This is a genomic window from Streptomyces sp. NPDC057877, from assembly GCF_042796855.1.
Classification (GTDB): domain Bacteria; phylum Actinomycetota; class Actinomycetes; order Streptomycetales; family Streptomycetaceae; genus Streptomyces.
On sequence record NZ_JBHVMS010000005.1, the window covers coordinates 493,510 to 511,194 of the forward strand.

The following is a 17,685-nucleotide window of genomic DNA, read 5'->3' on the forward strand; positions in this document are numbered from 1 at the left end:
CCGACCCCTGCGCCACGGGACGGCTGCGTCGCCGGGCGTCGGCGCGACCGTATCGCCGTCGTAAGTCTTACAGCAAGGGCCGTGAAAGTAACGGTAAGGATTTTCACGGCCCTTGCCCGTGGAGGCGGCTAGCAGCTGGACTTGCCCGCGTACACCGCGAGCGCCGTGTTGCTGCCGAGGGTGGCCGTGAGCTGGCCGGAGCCGTTCACGGTGACCGTGGTGTTGCTCTGGACGTTGCAGTACGTGCCCGCGGGGAGCGACGTCTGGTAGGTACGGGTCAGGGAGCCCGACTCGTGGTTGATGGCGACGAAGCCCTTGGCGCCGCGGCCGAAGGCGATGGCGTCGTTGCCGTTGTCCCACCAGTTGGTGACGGCCGTACCGCGGGTGGCGTTGCGGAAGGCCACCATGCGCTGGATCTCGGGCCAGGCGTGCTGGCACTTCCAGCCGTCCTGCCAACAGGCGTTGACCGTGCCGCCGTTCGGCGGACCGGCGTCGTGGTCGCTGAACTCGTAGCCGGAGTTGATGTCGGGGGCGCCGTAGGGCCAGGCCAGCATGAAGACGTTGGCGAGGGTGTAGTTGGCGTTGTCCTTGTAGCTGAGCGTGGAGCCGTTGCGCTCGGTGTCGTGGTTGTCGACGAAGACGCCCGCGACGGAGCTGCTCATGTAGCCCCAGCCCTCGCCGTAGTTCCTCAGGTAGGCGAGGTTCTCGTTGTTGAAGACCCGCTTGAGGTCGTAGGCGTAGCGGAACTCCTGGACGTCGCCGGTGCCGGTGTACTCGGTCGGCTGGACGGCCTCTCCGGCGCCGTGGATGGCCTCCTGCTTCCAGTAGACGCCGGGGTTGCTCAGCCGGGACTTGATGTTGGCCAGGTCGGCGGCGGGCATGTGCTTGGCGGCGTCGACGCGGAAGCCGTCGACGCCGTACGAGAGGAGGGTGTTGAGGTACCCGGCGATCGCGGAGCGGACGTAGTCCTCGCCGGTGTCGAGGTCGGCGAGGCCGACGAGTTCGCAGTTCTGGACGTTCCAGCGGTCCTGGTAGTTGTTGATCTGCGAGGTGCAGTTGTCGAAGTCGTACGAGGAGTACAGACCGGGGTAGTTGTACTTGCTGTACGACGAGCCGCCGGTGCCGGTGCCGCTGCCCGCGGACATGTGGTTGATGACGGCGTCGACGACGACCTTCACCCCCGCCGCGTGACAGGTGTTGATCATGTTGCGGAAGGCGGCGGTGTCACCGAGGCGCCCGGCGATCTTGTAGCTGACGGGCTGGTACGAGGTCCACCACTGCGAGCCCTGTATGTGCTCGGCGGGCGGGGAGACCTGGACGTAGCCGTAACCGGCGGGGCCGAGGCGGTTGGCGCACTCGGTGGCGACCGAGGCGTACTTCCACTCGAAGAGGACGGCGGTGACGTCCTTGGTGCCGGGCGGGGAGGCCTGTGCACTGGTCGAGTTCATGACAAGAGCGGTGGCGGCGGTGACCGCCGCCAGCGCTCCGGCGAGGATTCTGCGTGCCATGTGGGGAGTTCCTTCGACGTTGAAGGTTCTTGGTTGAAGGTTCTTGCTGAAACCTTCAGAAAGGTTGCGTGACGCAGATGTTAAACGCCCGCCGCCCCAAAGGGCAGCGGGCGGTACCGAATTCAATTGAAAATCTTGCGGGGCGGCCGGGCCGTCGTCAGGTGGTGGCCCACCACACCGTCGTGTCGGCCGGGACCTTGACCTCGCCGTCCGCCTCGGACACCTCACCGCTGGCGAGCAGCACCCGCCCGCGCACCGGAGCCGTCACCGACTCGCCGGTGGTGTTGGCGACGCAGACGAACTCCCCGCGCCGGAGGGCGAGGACGCCCTCGGGCGCCTTCAGCCACTCCACCGCGTCGCCCGCGCCCAGGTCCGGCCGCTCCCGGCGGATCGCGAGCGCGGCGCGGTACAGCTCCAGCGTGGAGTCGGCCACGCCGGTCTGCGCCTCCACGCTCAGCTCGCCCCAGCCGTCCGGCTGCGGCAGCCAGCTGCCGCCGTCACCGAAGCCGTACGACGATCCCGTACGGGTCCACGGGATCGGCACCCGGCAGCCGTCCCGGAAGCCGTCCTGACCGGCGCCACGGAAGTACGCCGGGTCCTGGCGCACCTCGTCGGGGAGGTCGACGACGTCCGGCAGGCCCAGCTCCTCGCCCTGGTAGACGTACGCCGAGCCGGGCAGCGCCAGCATCAGCAGGGTGGCCGCGCGGGCCCGGCGCAGGCCCAGCTCGCGGTCACCGGCGAGGCGGATCTGGGTGCCGAGGCCGGGCGGGTTGGCGAACCGGGTGGCGTGCCGGGTGACGTCGTGGTTGGACAGCACCCAGGTGGCGGGGGCGCCGACCGGGCGCATGGCCTCCAGCGTGCGGTCGATGACCGTGCGCAGCTCGTCGGCGTCCCAGGCGGTGGACAGGTACTGGAAGTTGAAGGCCTGGTGCAGCTCGTCGGGGCGGACGTAGTGGGCGGTCCGCTCGACGGTCGGGGTCCAGGCTTCCGCGACGAAGATCCGCTCGCCCGCGTACTCGTCGAGGATGAGCCGCCACTGCCGGTAGATCTCGTGCACACCGTCCTGGTCGAAGAACGGCATGACATCGTTGCCCAGCAGCTTCAACTGCTCATGGGATCCAAGGTCGGGCAGCCCGTCCGCCTTCACCAGCCCGTGCGCGACGTCGATGCGGAAACCGTCGACGCCCATGTCCAGCCAGAAGCGCAGGATGGAGCGGAACTCGTCGCCGACGGCCGGGTGGTCCCAGTTGAAGTCGGGCTGCTCGGGGGCGAAGAGGTGGAGGTACCACTCACCGTCCGGGAGCCGGGTCCAGGCGGGGCCGCCGAAGATGGACTCCCAGTCGTTGGGCGGCAGTTCGCCGTTCGCGCCCTTGCCGGGGCGGAAGTGGTACCGGTCGCGCAGCGGGGAGCCGGGGCCCTCGGCGATCGCGCGCTTGAACCACTCGTGCTGGTCGGAGGAGTGGTTGGGCACCAGGTCGACGATGATCCTCAGGCCCAGCTGGTGGGCGTCGCGAATCAGCGCGTCGGCGTCGAGCAGGGTGCCGAACATCGGGTCGACGGCGCGGTAGTCGGCGACGTCGTATCCGGCGTCGGCCTGCGGGGAGGCGTAGAAGGGGCTGAGCCACACGGCGTCCACGCCGAGGTCGCGCAGATACGGGAGGCGGGTGCGTACGCCCTCCAGGTCGCCCATGCCGTCGCCGTTGCTGTCGGCGAAGCTGCGCGGGTAGACCTGGTAGATCACGGCGTCCCGCCACCAGTCGTGGCGGCGGCCGACGGTGGCGACGGCACTTGCGGTCTGGGCGGTCGGGGCCGGGGCGGCGGAGTGCTGCTGGCTCATGTCGTCCTTGGTGTCTAACGGGGTTCGGGTCATCTGGCTCGCTGAGCGTGCGGGTGACGAGGCGGCCGCGGTGCAGCGGGGTCGGATGGGCACCGCGGCCGCCACCCGCGCGGGATCAGGCGCGCGGGAGCTGCTCGGCTCGCATGGGGCGGTCAGCCCTTGGTGCCGCCCGCGGTGAGGCCGGTCACCAGGTTCTTCTGCACGAGGTAGAAGAACGCCGAGACGGGTATGGCGACCAGCACCGCGGTGGCGGCCATGAGGTTGCGCTGGGCGTCGTGCTCGCTGATGAAGCTCTGCAGGCCGACGGCGAAGGTGTACTTCGTGTCGTCCAGCAGGAACGTCGTGGCGAAGGCGACCTCACCGAACGCGGTGATGAAGCTGTAGAAACCGGCGACCGCGAGTCCCGGCTTGGCGAGCGGCAGGATCAGCCGTACGAAGGTGCCGAAGGGGGACAGTCCGTCGACCCGGCCCGCCTCGTCGATCTCGAACGGGATGGTGTCGAAGTAGCCCTTCATCAGCCAGGCGCAGTAGGGCACGGCGGTCGAGCAGTAGACCAGGACCAGGCCGAGGTAGGTGTCGATGAGCTGAAGCTCCGACAGGATCTGGTACATCGGCACGATCAGTACGGCGATCGGGAACATCTGGGTGACCAGCAGGACCCACATGAACTTCTTGTAGCCGGGGAAGCGCATGCGGGAGACCGCGTAGCCGGTGGTGGCGGCGATCATCACGCCGATCACGGTGGTGCCCAGCGAGACGATCAGCGAACTCTTCAGCCAGTGGAAGAAGTTGGTCTCCTGGAGGACGAAGACGTAGTTGTCGAACGTCATCTTCCCCCAGATGCCCCCGGGGTGCAGGTAGTCGTCCTTGTCCGGGCCGAGGGAGAGGAAGACCAGCCAGGCGATCGGGAACAGGGCGACGAGGCTGGCGACGGTGAGGATGCCGTGGGACGCGATCCTCGCGCCGAGGGTGCCCTCGCCGCGGCGGCGCGCCTTGCGGGGCGGGGTCGCGGGGGTCTGGTCCACCGGAGCAGGGGTGGGGGTGGTCGTGGCGCTCATGGGGACTCCTGCCTCAGATCGCGAGCTGCTGGTCATTGCGGTTCAGCCAGCGGCGGTAGAAGGAGGTGAAGACGATCAGGATGGCCAGCAGCAGGATGCCGTAGGCCGCGGACTCGGCGAACTCGCGCGGCTGCTGTCCGAAGCCGAGCTGGTAGGCCCAGGTGACCAGGATCTGGGCGTCGGGGGCGGTGTTGCCGAACAGCAGGAAGATGATCGCGAACTGGTTGAAGGTCCAGATCACACCGAGGAGTACGACGGTGGAGCTGACGGACCGCAGACCGGGCAGGGTGACGTAGCGGAACCGCTGCCAGGCGCTCGCGCCGTCCATCTCGGCGGCCTCGTAGAGGGTGGAGTCGATGGACTGCAGGCCGCCCAGCAGGGAGACCATCATGAACGGCACACCGCACCAGGTGTTGACCATGATCGCGGCGAACCGCTGCCAGAAGGTGTCCTCCAGCCAGAGCGGGGTCGGCAGGTGCAGGGTCTCCAGGGCGGAGTTGATGATGCCGGAGTCGGCGAGCATGAAGCGCCAGCCGAAGACGGTGACGAAGGTGGGCACGGCCCACGGCAGGATCAGGATCAGCCGGTAGAAGGTACGGCCGCGCAGCTTCTGGTTGAGCAGCAGGGCGAGGCCGAGGCCGATGGAGTAGTGCAGGGTGACACAGGCCGCCGTCCACACGATCGTCCACAGGAAGTGCGACCAGAACCGGTCGTAGGCGGTCTCACCCCACAGGATGTCGGCGTAGTTGTCGAAGCCGATGAACTTGTAGGTGGCCTCGATCTCGTTCACGCCGATCGTGCGGGCGGTGTTGAGGCTGTCGGCGTCGGTGAGCGTCAGGTAGAAGCCGTAGGCCAGCGGATACAGCACCAGTACGCCCAGCACGACGATCACCGGCGTGATCATCGCGTAGGCGTACCAGTACTTCCGGTAGCTCTGCTTCAGGCGCCGGCCCAGCCCGGGGCGCGGCGCGCGGTCACCGCGACGCTTACCGGTCGCGCGGTCGATGGCGACTGTCATGGTTCGCACTTTCTACAAGATCCGGGGGTGGGACCGGGCGGGGCCGAGACCTTTGACGGCCTCGGACCGGGGTGACCTCGGGCCGGTGCCCGGGGTCGGGGCGGGGGCGGGGCCTGGGGCGGGGGCCCTGGCCCGGTGGCTCCGGGCCTGGGGCCTTGGCCTGACGGCCGGGACCGGGGTGGCTCGGGCCTGACGGTCCTGGCCGGGTGGTCCTGGCCTGGCGGACCGGGCCGGGGTGGTGTCTGGGCTGGGTGGCTTCCGGCCTTGCGGCCTTCGGCCGGGGGTGGCCTCCGGGCGGTGGCCTGGGACCGGGGTGGTCCGAGGACAGGACCGGGCGGTTGTGGCCAGGCCGGGTGGGCTGTGGCCAGGCCGGGTGGGCTGTGGCCAGGCCGGGTGGGCTGTGGCCAGGCCGGGTGGGCTGTGGCCAGGCCGGGTGGGCTGTGGCCTTGCGGCCCTGGGCCGGGGTGGTCTCAGGCCAGGTGACCTGACACCGGGAAGCCCTCAACCCTGCCGCGCTCCTGGCTGGGAGGCCTCCAACCCCGCCGTAGTTCCCGGCGGAGGCCGTACGCCCCGCGACGGGGACGTGCGTCCGTAGCCGGAAGGTGACCGGTAGCCGAGGCGCGGGCCACAACCGGAGCGGAAGCCGCGACCCAAGGTGCTGGCCACAGCCGGAGGCGCGAGCCGTGAACGGACCTCGGGCCCAACCGCGACCCGAACCACCCACAGGCCGGTGGCCGCCGGATCTCTCCCCCCAGCTGACGGGGAGATCCGGCGGCCACACGGGCTTACTTGGTGAAGTCAGGGACCAGCTTGGCGATCGCGATCTCCGCGTCGCTCAGGCCCTTGTCCAGGGACTCCTTGCCGCCCGCGACCTCCAGCAGCTCGTCGTCGAGGGGGCCCCACAGGGAGCTGTACTCGGGGAGCGCCGGGCGGGGCTGGGCGGCGGACAGGACGGTCTGGTAGCCCGCGATGCCCGGGTCGGCCTTGACCTCGGCGGTGTACGCGTCGTCACGGGTGGGCAGCGTGGAGTTCTTCAGGGCGATGGTCTCCTGCGCCTTCGCGGAGGTCATGAAGTTCACGAACTTCAGCGCGGCCTCCTGGTGCGCCTGGTCCGAGCCCGCGTAGACGGACAGGTTGTGACCGCCGGTCGGGGCGCCCGCCTTGCCGGAGGAACCGGCCGGGACGGTGGCGATGCCCAGGTTCTGCTTGTCCTGGAACGCGGAGCCCTTGTAGAAGTTGGTGATCTCCCACGGACCCTGGACGATCGACGCGACCTTGCCGTTGACGAACGCGTCCTGGATGTGGGCGTACGCGTCGGCGGTCGTGTCGGCCTTGTGCAGGCCCTTGCCGTCGAAGAGGTCCAGCCAGGTCCCGTAGCCCTTCTTGGCCTCGGGCGAGGTGACCGTGATCTTCTTGGCGTCGGCGTCGACCGTGTCGGTGCCCTCGCCGTACAGGAAGGACTGCGCGTAGTAGGCCTGGGTCGAGCCCCAGTAACCGTCGACGCCGGTCTTGTCCTTGATCGTGGCGGCGGCCTTCTTCAGGTCCTCCCAGGTGGTGGGCGCCTCGACGCCCGCCTTCGCGAAGAGTTCCTTGTTGTAGACGAGCGCCAGGGTGTCCGTGGTGAACGGCACGCCGTACGTCTTGCCCTCGTACTTGGCCTGCTCGATCAGGTTCGGCTTGAACTTGGCCTCGTCCGCGAGCGCCTCCGTGCCGTCCAGCGGCAGGAAGAAGCCCTTCTTCGCGAAGGCCGGGGTCCAGCCCACCTCGGAGCGCAGCACGTCCGGGGCGCCCTTGGAACCGGCCGCCGTGTCGAACTTGTTCTGCGCCTGGTCGAAGGGCACGTTGACGTACTTGACCTTGACGTCCTTGTTGGCGGCCTCGAACTCCTTGACCAAGGCCTGGTACGTCGGCGCCTCGTTGGTGGCGTTGGAGGTGTCCCACCAGGTGATCGTGACCGGCCCGTCGGCCTTGTCGCCGCTGTCGCCGTCTCCGCCGCAGGCCGTCGCCGCGAGAGCGAGGGACGCCACCAGCGCGGTGGCCGCTATGCCACGCCGCATGAGTTCTCCTTGAGGGTAAAGCCCGTGTGGTGCAGGGGGCGGTCCCGTCGTCCGTCCCTGCCGACTTGCCGACTGCGCCGTTGCCGCCGCCGGGCGACGTGAACGTAACAGCGATGCAATGCTTGCGAAAGACCTTGCAGAAAAAAAGTGCAAGAGATCTCGCAAGTTATCCGTCCGTGACCCGCTCTCGACCGTCGCGAGACCGCTTCGCGGCCAGTCCGAGACCGGTTCGGGACTGGATATTCCTGGGATGGGGCGGCATACCGCAGACTTGTGCAAGACTCTGCAAGCTCTTGCCATTCAGATTTCGAGGGGCCGCGATGAGGCAGCAACCCGCAGGGGGCCGTGCAACGGCTCGCACCCGGCGTCCGGTTGGTGTGCAAGGTGAGAGTCGCCCGGTACAGTCCACCCCTGTGACCACACGGCTTGCGGACATCGCTGCGCAGGCGGGGGTGAGCGAAGCGACCGTCAGCCGCGTCCTCAACGGGAAGCCGGGCGTCGCCGCCACCACCCGCCAGTCCGTGCTGGCCGCCCTCGACGTCCTCGGCTACGAGCGTCCGGTGCGGCTGCGCCAGCGCAGCGCGGGCCTGGTCGGGCTGATAACCCCGGAGCTGGAGAACCCGATATTCCCGGCCCTCGCGCAGGTCATCGGCCAGGCGCTGACCCGGCAGGGCTACACCCCCGTCCTCGCCACCCAGACCCCGGGCGGATCCACCGAGGACGAGCTGACCGAGATGCTCGTGGACCGCGGGGTCGCGGGGATCATCTACGTCTCCGGTCTGCACGCCGACACCACCGCCGACATGCAGCGCTATGAGCAGCTGCGCGCCCAGGGCGTGCCGTTCGTGCTGGTGGACGGCTTCTCGCCGAAGGTGCAGGCCCCCTTCATCTCCCCCGACGACCGCGCGGCGATGACCCTGGCGGTCACCCACCTCGCCTCGCTCGGCCACACCCGGATCGGTCTGGCCCTCGGCCCGAAGCGGTTCGTGCCGGTGCAGCGCAAGATCGAGGGCTTCGTGCGCACCGTGCAGGACCAGCTCGGCCTGGACGCCGCCACCATCGAGTCGGAGCTGGTCCAGCACTCCCTCTACACCCTGGAGGGCGGCCAGGCGGCGGCCACCGCCCTGATGGACCGCAACTGCACCGCCGTGGTGTGCGCCAGCGACATGATGGCCCTCGGCGCCATACGCGCGGCCCGCCAGCGCGGCCTGGAGGTCCCCACCGACATCTCGGTGGTCGGCTTCGACGACTCCCCCCTGATCGCCTTCACCGACCCGCCCCTGACCACCGTCCGCAAGCCGGTCCCGGCGATGGGGCAGGCCGCGGTGCGCACGTTGCTGGAGGAGATCGGCGGGACGCCCGCACCGCACAGCGAATTCGTGTTCATGCCGGAACTGGTGGTACGCGGATCGACCGCTTCGGCCCCTGGTGACCGGAATCGTCCTTAAGTCGGAGAGTCGTAGGTGGCGTCTAGTACACGGGTAGCAGTCGTACGACTGCGGGCGGTGTAGAACGTGCGTCCGGAACCCGACCGCGGGATGATCGGGGCAGGAAGCATTCTCTGGCAGACTCTGTGCCCATGGGTGACACGACCGTGACGACAAGGGAAGGCCGCGAAGCGGTCGTTCCACACCCCGTCACGGACGAAACGGGACAGATCGAGGAAGGCGTCCCGGAGCGGACCCCGAGGCGGACCTTCCTGCGCCGCCTGCGCGCCCCGCGCCGCCCCCAACTCTGGTTCGAGATCCTGCTGATCGCGGTGAGTTACTGGACGTACTCACTCGTCCGCAACGCCGTACCGGAGCAGCGCGCCGAGGCCCTGCGCAACGCCGACTGGATCTGGCGGGCCGAGGAACAACTCGGCCTCGCCTTCGAGCAGTCCGTCAACCATGCCGTGAACTCGGTGACTTGGCTGATCATCGGCATGAACTACTACTACGCGACGCTGCACTTCGTGATCACCCTGGGCGTCCTGGTCTGGCTCTACCGCGCCCACCCCGGCCGCTACGCGGCAACCCGCCTGGTGCTCTTCGCGACGACCCTCGTCGCCCTGGTCGGTTACTACCTGTACCCGCTGGCTCCCCCACGGCTGATGACCAGCGGCGACTTCGTCGACACCGTGCTGGTGCACCAGACCTGGGGCTCGATGGCCTCCGGCGACCTGAAGAACATGTCGAACCAGTACGCCGCGATGCCGTCGATGCACATCGGCTGGTCCCTGTGGTGCGGTGTGACGATCTTCGCCCTCGCCAAGGTGCCCTGGGTGCGCGTCCTGGGCCTGCTCTACCCGGCGGCCACGCTGGTGGTCATCGTCGCCACGGCCAACCACTTCTGGCTGGACGCGGTCGGCGGCACGGTCTGCCTCGCCTTCGGCTACACCGTCGCCCGCCTCTGGTACGGAGCCTTCCCGCACAGCCTCCCCCGCCGGATCCCGGACGCCCGCCGCCGCCCCGCCTTCGACGTACGCCGTCTGCTGCCCGCCGCGTCCCGGGGCGTCCACGACCGTCCGCTTCAGGAGGCCGCCGCCGCCCGCAACGCCTCCACGAAGGCCCCCAGCGCGGGCTGAACGGGCGCGGTCCGCCGTACGGCCGCGTGGATGGAGCGCGACGGCTCCGGCTCCCTCACCGGGCGTACGACCACCTCCGGATGCCGACTGCCGAGGCCGAGCCGCGGGATCAGCGCGACGCCCAGTCCCGCCGCGACGAACCCCTGCGCGGTGACGTAGTCCTCGCTCTCCACCACGAACCGGGGCCGGAACCCGGCCGTCTCGCACGCCGACAACTGGGCGTCCAGACAGGGCCCGGGCCACTCACTGCCCACCCACGGCTCCGCGGCGAGTTCGGTCAGCGGCACGCTGCGGCGCGCGGCGAGCCGGTGCCCCTTGGGCAGTACGGCCAGATAGGGGTCGTCCAGCAACGGCAGCAGCCGTACGCCCTCGTACCCGGACCCCGTACCGCCCACGCCCGGCACGACCACCAGCGCCAGGTCCGCCCGGCCCTCCCGCACGTCCGGCAGCGGGTCGGGGTCGGCCAGCTTCAGGTCGATCCGCACCCCCGGACGCGCGGCCCGGAGCCGCGCCACCGCCGGGGCCACCAGGGCCGCACCGGCCGTCGCGAAGTACCGCACCGCCAGCCGCCCGGTCCGCCCCGCCAGCAGATCGGCGAGCCCGGCCTCCGCCTGGGCCAGCTGCCGCCCGATGGCGTCGGCGTACTCCGTCAGCAGCAGCCCCGCCGCCGTCGGCCGCACCCCGCGTCCGACCCGCTCCAGCAGCTCGGTCCCGGCCTCCTTCTCCAGCGCCGCGATCTGCTGGCTGACGGCGGACGGCGTATAGCCGAGCAGCCCCGCCGCCCCCGTCACGGAACCACTGCTCACCACGGCCCGCAGCACCTGCATCCGACGCACATCCAACATGCAGCCCAGCTTAAAGGTCCATGCAGAACATTTCACTTGTCCTCAATACGGGGGTGCCGCGACCGTGGAGCCATGTCCCCCGCCTCCGCCCTGCGCATGGCCGTCCTCGCCCTCCTGTGGGGCTCCGGCTTCCTGTGGATCAAGCTCGCCCTCGACCACGGCCTCAGCCCCGCCCAGATCACCATCGCCCGCTGCGCCCTGGGCACCGCGACCCTGCTGCTCCTGGCCCGCCGGGCCGGTCACCGCCTGCCGCGCGGACGCCGGGTGTGGGGGCGGCTGGCGGTGGCCGCCCTGCTCTGCAACGCCGTTCCCTTCGCCTTATTCAGCGTCGGCGAGCAGACCGTGGACTCCGGTGTCGCGGGCGTCCTCAACGCGACCACCCCGCTCTGGTCACTGCTGATCGGTGTCGTACTCGGCACCGACCGCCCGCTGCGCCCGCTCCGGCTGACCGGTCTGCTGCTGGGTTTCACCGGCACGCTGCTGGTCTTCGCCCCCTGGCACCGCTCGGGCCTGCTCGGCTGGGGCGCCCTCGCCCTGCTCGGTGCCGCCGCGAGCTACGCCGTGGCCTTCGCGTACATGGCCCGCCACCTCACCGACCGGGCCGCTCCCCTGGGCCTGTCGGCGGCGCAGCTCCTCGCGGCCACCGCGTGGACCACGCTCGCCCTGCCCGCGGCCGGTCCGCTCCACCCCGACCCGACGGCGCTCCTTGCGGTCACGGCACTCGGCATCCTCGGCACGGGCGTCACCTTCCACCTCAACTACCGCCTGATCGCCGAGGAGGGCCCGACCACGGCGGCGACGGTCGGCTACCTCCTGCCGGTCGTCTCGGTGTCCCTGGGCGCGCTGCTGCTGGGCGAGCAGGTCGGAGCACGGGTGGTGACGGGGATGGCGGTGCTGCTGGTGGGCGTCGCGCTGGCGGGACGGCGGCCCGGTCACCGCGCGACGAGGGCGGCTCACGCCCCGTAGAACAGCTCCTCCACCACGCCCCGCGCCCGCCGCGCCGTACGCCGGTACCCGTCCAGCATGTCGCCCGCCCGCCCGGGCCCGTACCCCAGGTACCGCCCCACGGCCGCCAGTTCCCGTACGTCCGTCGGGAAGGTGTCCGCGGCCCGCCCGCGCACCAGCATCACCGCGTTGCGCACCCGGGTGGCCAGCACCCAGGCCTCGTCGAGGATCCCGGCGTCCTCGGCGGACAGCAGCCCGGCGGCGAGGGCGGCGGCGAGCGCCTCGCGGGTGCGGGTGGTGCGCAGCCCCGGCACCTCGGCGCCGTGCCGCATCTGGAGCAGCTGCACGGTCCACTCCACGTCCGACAGCCCGCCCGGCCCCAGCTTGGCGTGCAGCTTGGGGTCGACGCCGCGGGGCAGCCGCTCGGTCTCCATCCGCGCCTTCAGCCGCCGGATCTCCCGTACGGCCTCCTCGTCGAGCCCGCCCGCCGGGTACCGCAGCGGGTCGACCAGTGCCACGAACCGGCGCCCCAGCTCCTCGTCCCCGGCGACCGGTTCGGCCCGCAGCAGCGCCTGCGCCTCCCAGACCAGGGACCAGCGGCGGTAGTAGGCCTCGTAGGACTTCAGGGTCCGCACCATCGGCCCGGACTTGCCCTCCGGCCGCAGGTCGGCGTCGATGAGCAGCGGCGGGTCGGCGCTGGGGAGTTGGAGCAGGCGGCGCATCTCGGCGACGACCCGGTTGGCGGCCTTGGCTGCCTCGCCCTCGTCCGCGCCCTCCCACGGCTCGTGCACGAACAGGACGTCGGCGTCGGAGCCGTATCCCAGTTCATGGCCGCCGAACCGGCCCATGGCGATGACCGCGAACCGGGTCGGCAGGGTGTCGCCCCAGCCCTCCCGGACGACCGCGCGCAGGGTGCCCGCCAGGGTGGCGGCCGTCAGGTCGGAGACCGCACCGCCGACCAGGTCCACCAGGGCGCCCTGGTCGGCCTCGGCGGGCTGGGCCTCGGTGCCGTAGGAGCCGACGATGTCGGCGGCGGCCGTACGGAACAGCTCCCGGCGGCGTACCCCGCGCGCGGCCGTGACCGCCTGTTCGGCGCCCGGGGCGCGGCCGACCGCGGCGAGGATCTCCTGCTCCAGATGGCTCCGCTCGCGGGGCGCGAGCCCGCCGCCGTCGCCGTCCCCGAGCAGCGCCACCGCCTCCGGCGCGCGCATCAGCAGATCGGGGGCGAGCCGCCCGGCGGACAGCACCCGGGCCAGGTTCTGTGCCGCCGCGCCCTCGTCCCGCAGCAGCCGCAGGTACCACGGGGTCTTGCCGAGCGCGTCCGACACCTTGCGGAAGTTGAGCAGTCCCGCGTCCGGCTCGGCGGAGTCCGCGAACCAGCCCAGCAGCACCGGCAGCAGGGTCCGCTGGATCGCCGCCTTGCGGGTGACGCCGGAGGCCAGCGCCTCCAGGTGCCTGAGCGCCGCCGCCGGATCGGCGTACCCGAGCGCGACCAGCCGCTCCCGCGCCGCCTCCGCGCTCAACCGGGCCTCGCCCGGGGCGAGCTGGGCGACGGCGTCGAGCAGTGGCCGGTAGAACAGCTTCTCGTGCAGCCGCCGTACGACGGCGGCGTGCCGCTTCCACTCGCGGTTCAGCGTGGTGACCGGCTCCGTGCGCAGGCCCAGCGAGCGTCCGAGGCGGCGCTGGTCCTCCTCCGCCTCGGGGACGAGGTGGGTGCGGCGCAGCCGGTACAGCTGGATGCGGTGCTCCATGGTGCGCAGGAAGCGGTAGGCCTCCGCGAGCTGGGCGGCGTCCGCGCGCCCGACATAGCCGCCCGCGGCGAGGGCCTCCAGCGCGTCCAGCGTGGTGCCGATGCGCAGGGAGGCGTCGGTGCGCCCGTGCACGAGCTGGAGGAGCTGCACGGCGAACTCGACGTCGCGCAGCCCGCCGGGCCCGAGCTTCAGCTCACGCTCGACCTCGGCGACGGGGATGTTCTCCACCACCCTCTGCCGCATCTTCTGCACGTCGGCCACGAAGTTCTCCCGCTCGGCGGCCTGCCAGACCAGCGGCTCGACGGCGGTGACGTACTCCTCCCCCAGCTCCAGGTCACCGGCGACCGGGCGGGCCTTCAGCAGTGCCTGGAACTCCCAGGTCTTGGCCCAGCGCTGGTAGTAGGCGAGGTGGGAGGCGAGGCTGCGCACGAGCGGGCCGTTGCGTCCCTCGGGCCGCAGATTGGCGTCGACGGGCCAGATCGTCCCCTCGACGGTCGTCTCGGAGCAGATCCGCATCATGTGCGAGGCGAGCCGGGTGGCGGCGCGCAGCGCCTTGCCCTCGTCGGCCCCGTCGACGGCCTCCCCCACGAAGATCACGTCGACGTCGGAGACGTAGTTCAGCTCGTGGCCGCCGCACTTGCCCATCGCGATCACCGCGAGCCTGCACAGCGCGGCGTCGTCGGGCGCGGCGGCGCGGGCGATGGCGAGCGCGGCGCGCAGGGTGGCGGTGGCGAGGTCGGCCAGCTCGGCCGCGGCCTGGGCCACATCGGTGGTCCCGCACACGTCCCGGGCGGCGATGGACAGCAGACAGCGCCGGTAGGCGACACGCAGCGACACCGGGTCGGTGGCGCCGTGGAGCCCCCGCTCGAACTCCTCGACCCCCGGATGCAGGTCCCGCGGCTCGTACATGACGAGGGCCTGCCAGTCCCCGGCGTGCCGGGCGAGGTGGTCGGCCAGGGCGGCGGAGGCGCCGAGCACCCCGAGCAGCCGGTCACGCAGCGGCTTGGCCGCTATCAGCGTGTCGAGCAGTTCGCGCCGGGCGGTGGGCGAGGGCTGCGCCTCCAGGAGCCGTACCAGCCCGTGCAGCGCCAGGTCGGGGTCGGCGGTCGCGCCGAGCGCCTCCAGCAGCACCGGGTCGTCGCGTACGGCGGCCAGCTCGACGCTGTCGAGCAGGCGCTCGGCGGCCGACGGGTCGGTGAAGCCGTGCCGCAGCAGCCGAGTGAAGGTACTGCTCCTGCGCCCCGGCGCCGTCATGACCGGCCTCCTGTCGACCGTCGTGGGATCAAGGTCTCGATGTGCTTGAGCGTAACCGGACCGTCTTCGCGGGGCACCGATGAGTTCGAGGGGTGGAACGGGTCGGTACTCCACGGACACCGGCACCCTTCGGAAGCGACAAGGACGGAGCTGTCATGCGCACCCCCCGAGCCGAGCTGGACCCCCGATACAGCAGTGCGGGCGCGGTGGCGCCCGACTGGGCCGAGACCGAGGCGCTGCTCGCGGCGGCGGAGCTGTTCTGGATCTCGACGGTACGTCCGGACGGGCGGCCCCATGTCACCCCGCTCCCCGCGGTCTGGGCGGACGGCGCCCTGCACTTCTGCACGGGGCCGGGCGAACGCAAGGCCCGCAATCTCGCCGAGAACCCGCATGTCGCGCTGACGACCGGCACGAACATCTGGAACAAGGGCTACGACCTGGTGGTGGAGGGCGTGGCGGAGCGCGTCGCCGACGACGGCACACTGCGGGAGCTGGCGGCGGCGTGGGAGGCGAAGTACGGCAGCTTCTGGCACTTCGAGGTCCGCGACGGCCACTTCCACCACGGCCCGGGGGACGCCGTCGTCTTCTCGGTGGCGCCGGAGACCGTTTTCGGCTTCGGTAAGGGGGAGCCGTTCAGCCAGACGAGGTGGCGCTTCGAGTGACGCCGCCCGATGCGAGGAGCCAGGCCATGGACATGACCCTGGAAGTGATCCCCCTGCCGGTGAGCGACATCGACCGCGCCCGGGACTTCTACCGCGACAAGGTCGGCTTCCACGTCGACATCGACGAGGAGGTCATGCCCGGCTTCCGCGTCGTCCAGCTCACGCCCCCCGGCTCCGGCTGCTCGATCGCCCTCGGCAACTCCATCTGGGAGCTGACCCAGGGCTCCCGCCCGGCCCCCGGCACCTACCAGGCCCTGCAGCTCTGCGTCGCCGACATCAAGGCGGCCCACGAGGAACTGACCGCACGGGGCCTGGAGATCTCCGAGCCGGTCCAGTACAGCCCGCAGGACGGCGCGACGTTCATGTACTTCACGGACCCGGACGGCAACGGGTGGTCGGTGCAGGAGTACCGGCGGCGGGCGACGGAGCCGCTGCACCAGTTGCTGGCGCAGTTGGCGGCGGAACAGGGGTAGCCGGGGGCCGCCCGGCGTGACGGACGGCCCCCGGCGGAACTCACGGAACCTCAGGCGTACGTCTCGAACTCGGCGATCCGGGGCGTGCCGTTGGAGCCGGTGATCTCGAAGGTGATCTTGCTCAGGGTGGTCGGGGTGAGGGCGATGACGCCCGCCCCGCTGCCGGTCTTCAGCACGGCCCCGGTGTCGTGGTTGACGACCCTCCAGGAGCCGATGGCGCCCGTGGCACCGGCGGCCTCACGGATGTTGATCGAGGAGACCTTGGTCGGGGAGCCCCACTTGATCGAGACGGAGCCGGTCGATCCGCTCGGCGACCAGTAGGTGCTCATGTTGCCGTCGCGCACATTGCCGTAGCTGGTCCCGTCGGCCTTGCTGGAGCCGTCGGCGCCGGCGCCGAGGCTGAGGTTGGTGCCGGTGGGCGGGTTGGTGGGGGTGGGGGTCGGGTCGGTCGGGGTCGGCGTCGGGTCGGTCGGCGTCGGGGTCGGCGTCTGCGGGGTGCAGTTGCCGTCCGAGACGCGCAGCCCCTTGTTGGCACCGGCGGTCTGGCTCACCACGCTCGGCACACAGCTCGCCGCGTCCAGCGAGTAGGAGTACGGGATGCTGACGCTGGTGTTGGACGTGGGGTTCGGCCCGGCGGGGTTGTTGTCGCCGCTGCGGCTCGACCAGGTCACGTTGTCGAAGATGTTGCCGCTGACCTGCCAGTACCCGGCGGCGTCGGTGTAGAAGGTGCCGAGGACGTCCTTCGAGTCCTTGAAGTAGTTGTTGTCCACCTTGGCGCGGGCACCGGCGCGGGAGTTGATGCCGGACTCGTTCAGCTGGACGTAGTGGTTGTTGTAGATGTGGGAGATGCCGCCGCGCAGCAGGGGCGTACGGGAGTCGATGTTCTGGTACAGGTTGTGGTGGAACGTGACGTAGCCGTTCGACGTGTCGCTCTCGCTGGACCCGATGAGCCCGCCGCGCCCGGAGTTGCGCAGGATGCTGTACGACAGTGTCACGTACTGGGTGTTGTCCTTCATGTCGAAGAGACCGTCGTAGCCCTCCGACTCACCGCCCGACGCCTCCAGTGTGACGTGGTCGACCCAGACGTTGCGGACGCCGCTCTCCATACCGATGGCGTCGCCGCCGTTGGAGGTCGGGGACCCCGACTTCTTGACGTTCTTGACGGTGACGTTCTGGATGATGATGTTGCTGGCCTCACGGATGTGGATGCCGAGCTGGTCGAAGACGGCCCCGCCCCCGACGCCGACGATGGTGACGTTGCTGATCTGCTTCAGCTCGATGACACCGTCTGCGGTGTTGCAACTGCTGCCCGACACCTTGCTGGTGTTGCCGTGGTTGATCGTGCCCTCGACCTGGATCGTGATCGGGGTGCTGCTGCTGGCCCGGTTGCACAGGGCCGTGTGGATCGCGGTGCCGGTGGTGGCCCGTACGGTCTGGCCGCCCGCGCCGCCGGTGGTGCCGCCGTTCTGGGTGGCGTACCCGGTGGCGCCGGTGGTGGCCGCCGACGCCGTGGGCATCGACAGGGCCACACCGGTCGCGGCTGCGACGGCTCCGGTGGCCAGTACCGCGTAGAGCCGCAGTGCGACTGGTCGCTTCATGCTTGCTCGCCTCGCCTTTCGTCTTCAACTGACGGACTTGCCGGGTGACTTGCTGACGGCTCTGTGCCGCGTTGCATGTGTTGGGCGCGCTTATGTCATGGGCATGTCAGCTG

13 protein-coding genes are annotated in these 17,685 nt (G+C 70.7%); 5 read left to right on the forward strand and 8 right to left on the reverse strand.

Going from position 1 to position 17,685, the window contains the following annotated elements:
* Window positions 1–128: 128 nt before the first annotated feature.
* From ACFVQG_RS17280 to ACFVQG_RS17300, 5 genes are all read right to left on the reverse strand, one after another.
* Complete coding sequence (locus ACFVQG_RS17280) at window positions 129–1,508, reverse strand: alpha-amylase family protein (RefSeq protein ID WP_383383039.1); 1,380 nt, start codon at window positions 1,506–1,508, stop codon at window positions 129–131.
* A 157-nt stretch (window positions 1,509–1,665) separates the two neighbouring features.
* Window positions 1,666–3,345, reverse strand: a complete 1,680-nt coding sequence (locus tag ACFVQG_RS17285) for a glycoside hydrolase family 13 protein (protein WP_383383045.1) — start codon at window positions 3,343–3,345, stop codon at window positions 1,666–1,668.
* 152 nt (window positions 3,346–3,497) lie between these two features.
* Complete coding sequence (locus tag ACFVQG_RS17290; protein ID WP_383383048.1) at window positions 3,498–4,403, reverse strand: sugar ABC transporter permease; 906 nt, start codon at window positions 4,401–4,403, stop codon at window positions 3,498–3,500.
* A 13-nt stretch (window positions 4,404–4,416) separates the two neighbouring features.
* A complete protein-coding gene (locus tag ACFVQG_RS17295; protein WP_383383051.1) occupies window positions 4,417–5,421 on the reverse strand; it encodes a carbohydrate ABC transporter permease in 1,005 nt (334 codons plus the stop codon).
* Window positions 5,422–6,206: 785 nt separating this feature from the next.
* A complete protein-coding gene (locus ACFVQG_RS17300; protein WP_383383054.1) occupies window positions 6,207–7,478 on the reverse strand; it encodes an extracellular solute-binding protein in 1,272 nt (423 codons plus the stop codon).
* A 413-nt stretch (window positions 7,479–7,891) separates the two neighbouring features.
* Here ACFVQG_RS17300 and ACFVQG_RS17305 point away from each other — a divergent pair, with 413 nt between their 5' ends.
* Together ACFVQG_RS17305 and ACFVQG_RS17310 are read left to right on the forward strand one after the other, a co-directional pair.
* Window positions 7,892–8,926, forward strand: a complete 1,035-nt coding sequence (locus tag ACFVQG_RS17305; protein WP_383383057.1) for a LacI family DNA-binding transcriptional regulator — start codon at window positions 7,892–7,894, stop codon at window positions 8,924–8,926.
* A 131-nt stretch (window positions 8,927–9,057) separates the two neighbouring features.
* Window positions 9,058–10,044 carry a phosphatase PAP2 family protein gene (locus tag ACFVQG_RS17310; RefSeq protein ID WP_383383060.1) on the forward strand — a complete coding sequence of 329 codons (987 nt, stop codon included), beginning with the start codon at window positions 9,058–9,060 and terminating at the stop codon, window positions 10,042–10,044.
* Here the strand turns inward: ACFVQG_RS17310 and ACFVQG_RS17315 are convergent.
* Complete coding sequence (locus ACFVQG_RS17315; RefSeq protein ID WP_383383063.1) at window positions 9,990–10,889, reverse strand: LysR family transcriptional regulator; 900 nt, start codon at window positions 10,887–10,889, stop codon at window positions 9,990–9,992. The two genes, ACFVQG_RS17310 and ACFVQG_RS17315, sit on opposite strands and share 55 nt — an antisense overlap.
* A gap of 72 nt (window positions 10,890–10,961) precedes the next feature.
* Here ACFVQG_RS17315 and ACFVQG_RS17320 point away from each other — a divergent pair, with 72 nt between their 5' ends.
* Entirely contained in the window at window positions 10,962–11,855 is an 894-nt protein-coding gene (locus ACFVQG_RS17320) for a DMT family transporter (RefSeq protein WP_383383065.1), read from the forward strand.
* Here ACFVQG_RS17320 and ACFVQG_RS17325 read toward each other — a convergent pair.
* Complete coding sequence (locus tag ACFVQG_RS17325; RefSeq protein WP_383383068.1) at window positions 11,843–14,839, reverse strand: bifunctional [glutamine synthetase] adenylyltransferase/[glutamine synthetase]-adenylyl-L-tyrosine phosphorylase; 2,997 nt, start codon at window positions 14,837–14,839, stop codon at window positions 11,843–11,845. The genes ACFVQG_RS17320 and ACFVQG_RS17325 overlap by 13 nt on opposite strands.
* A gap of 155 nt (window positions 14,840–14,994) precedes the next feature.
* Between ACFVQG_RS17325 and ACFVQG_RS17330 the strand changes: the two genes are divergently transcribed.
* Window positions 14,995–15,501 carry a pyridoxamine 5'-phosphate oxidase family protein gene (locus ACFVQG_RS17330; protein WP_383383071.1) on the forward strand — a complete coding sequence of 169 codons (507 nt, stop codon included), beginning with the start codon at window positions 14,995–14,997 and terminating at the stop codon, window positions 15,499–15,501.
* A gap of 26 nt (window positions 15,502–15,527) precedes the next feature.
* The gene (locus ACFVQG_RS17335) at window positions 15,528–15,974 is read left to right on the forward strand and encodes a VOC family protein (protein WP_383383074.1); all 447 of its coding nucleotides are present in this window, start codon (window positions 15,528–15,530) and stop codon (window positions 15,972–15,974) included.
* Window positions 15,975–16,024: 50 nt separating this feature from the next.
* Here the strand turns inward: ACFVQG_RS17335 and ACFVQG_RS17340 are convergent, their stop codons facing one another.
* Window positions 16,025–17,572 carry a polysaccharide lyase family 1 protein gene (locus tag ACFVQG_RS17340; protein WP_383383077.1) on the reverse strand — a complete coding sequence of 516 codons (1,548 nt, stop codon included), beginning with the start codon at window positions 17,570–17,572 and terminating at the stop codon, window positions 16,025–16,027.
* Window positions 17,573–17,685 lie beyond the last annotated feature (113 nt).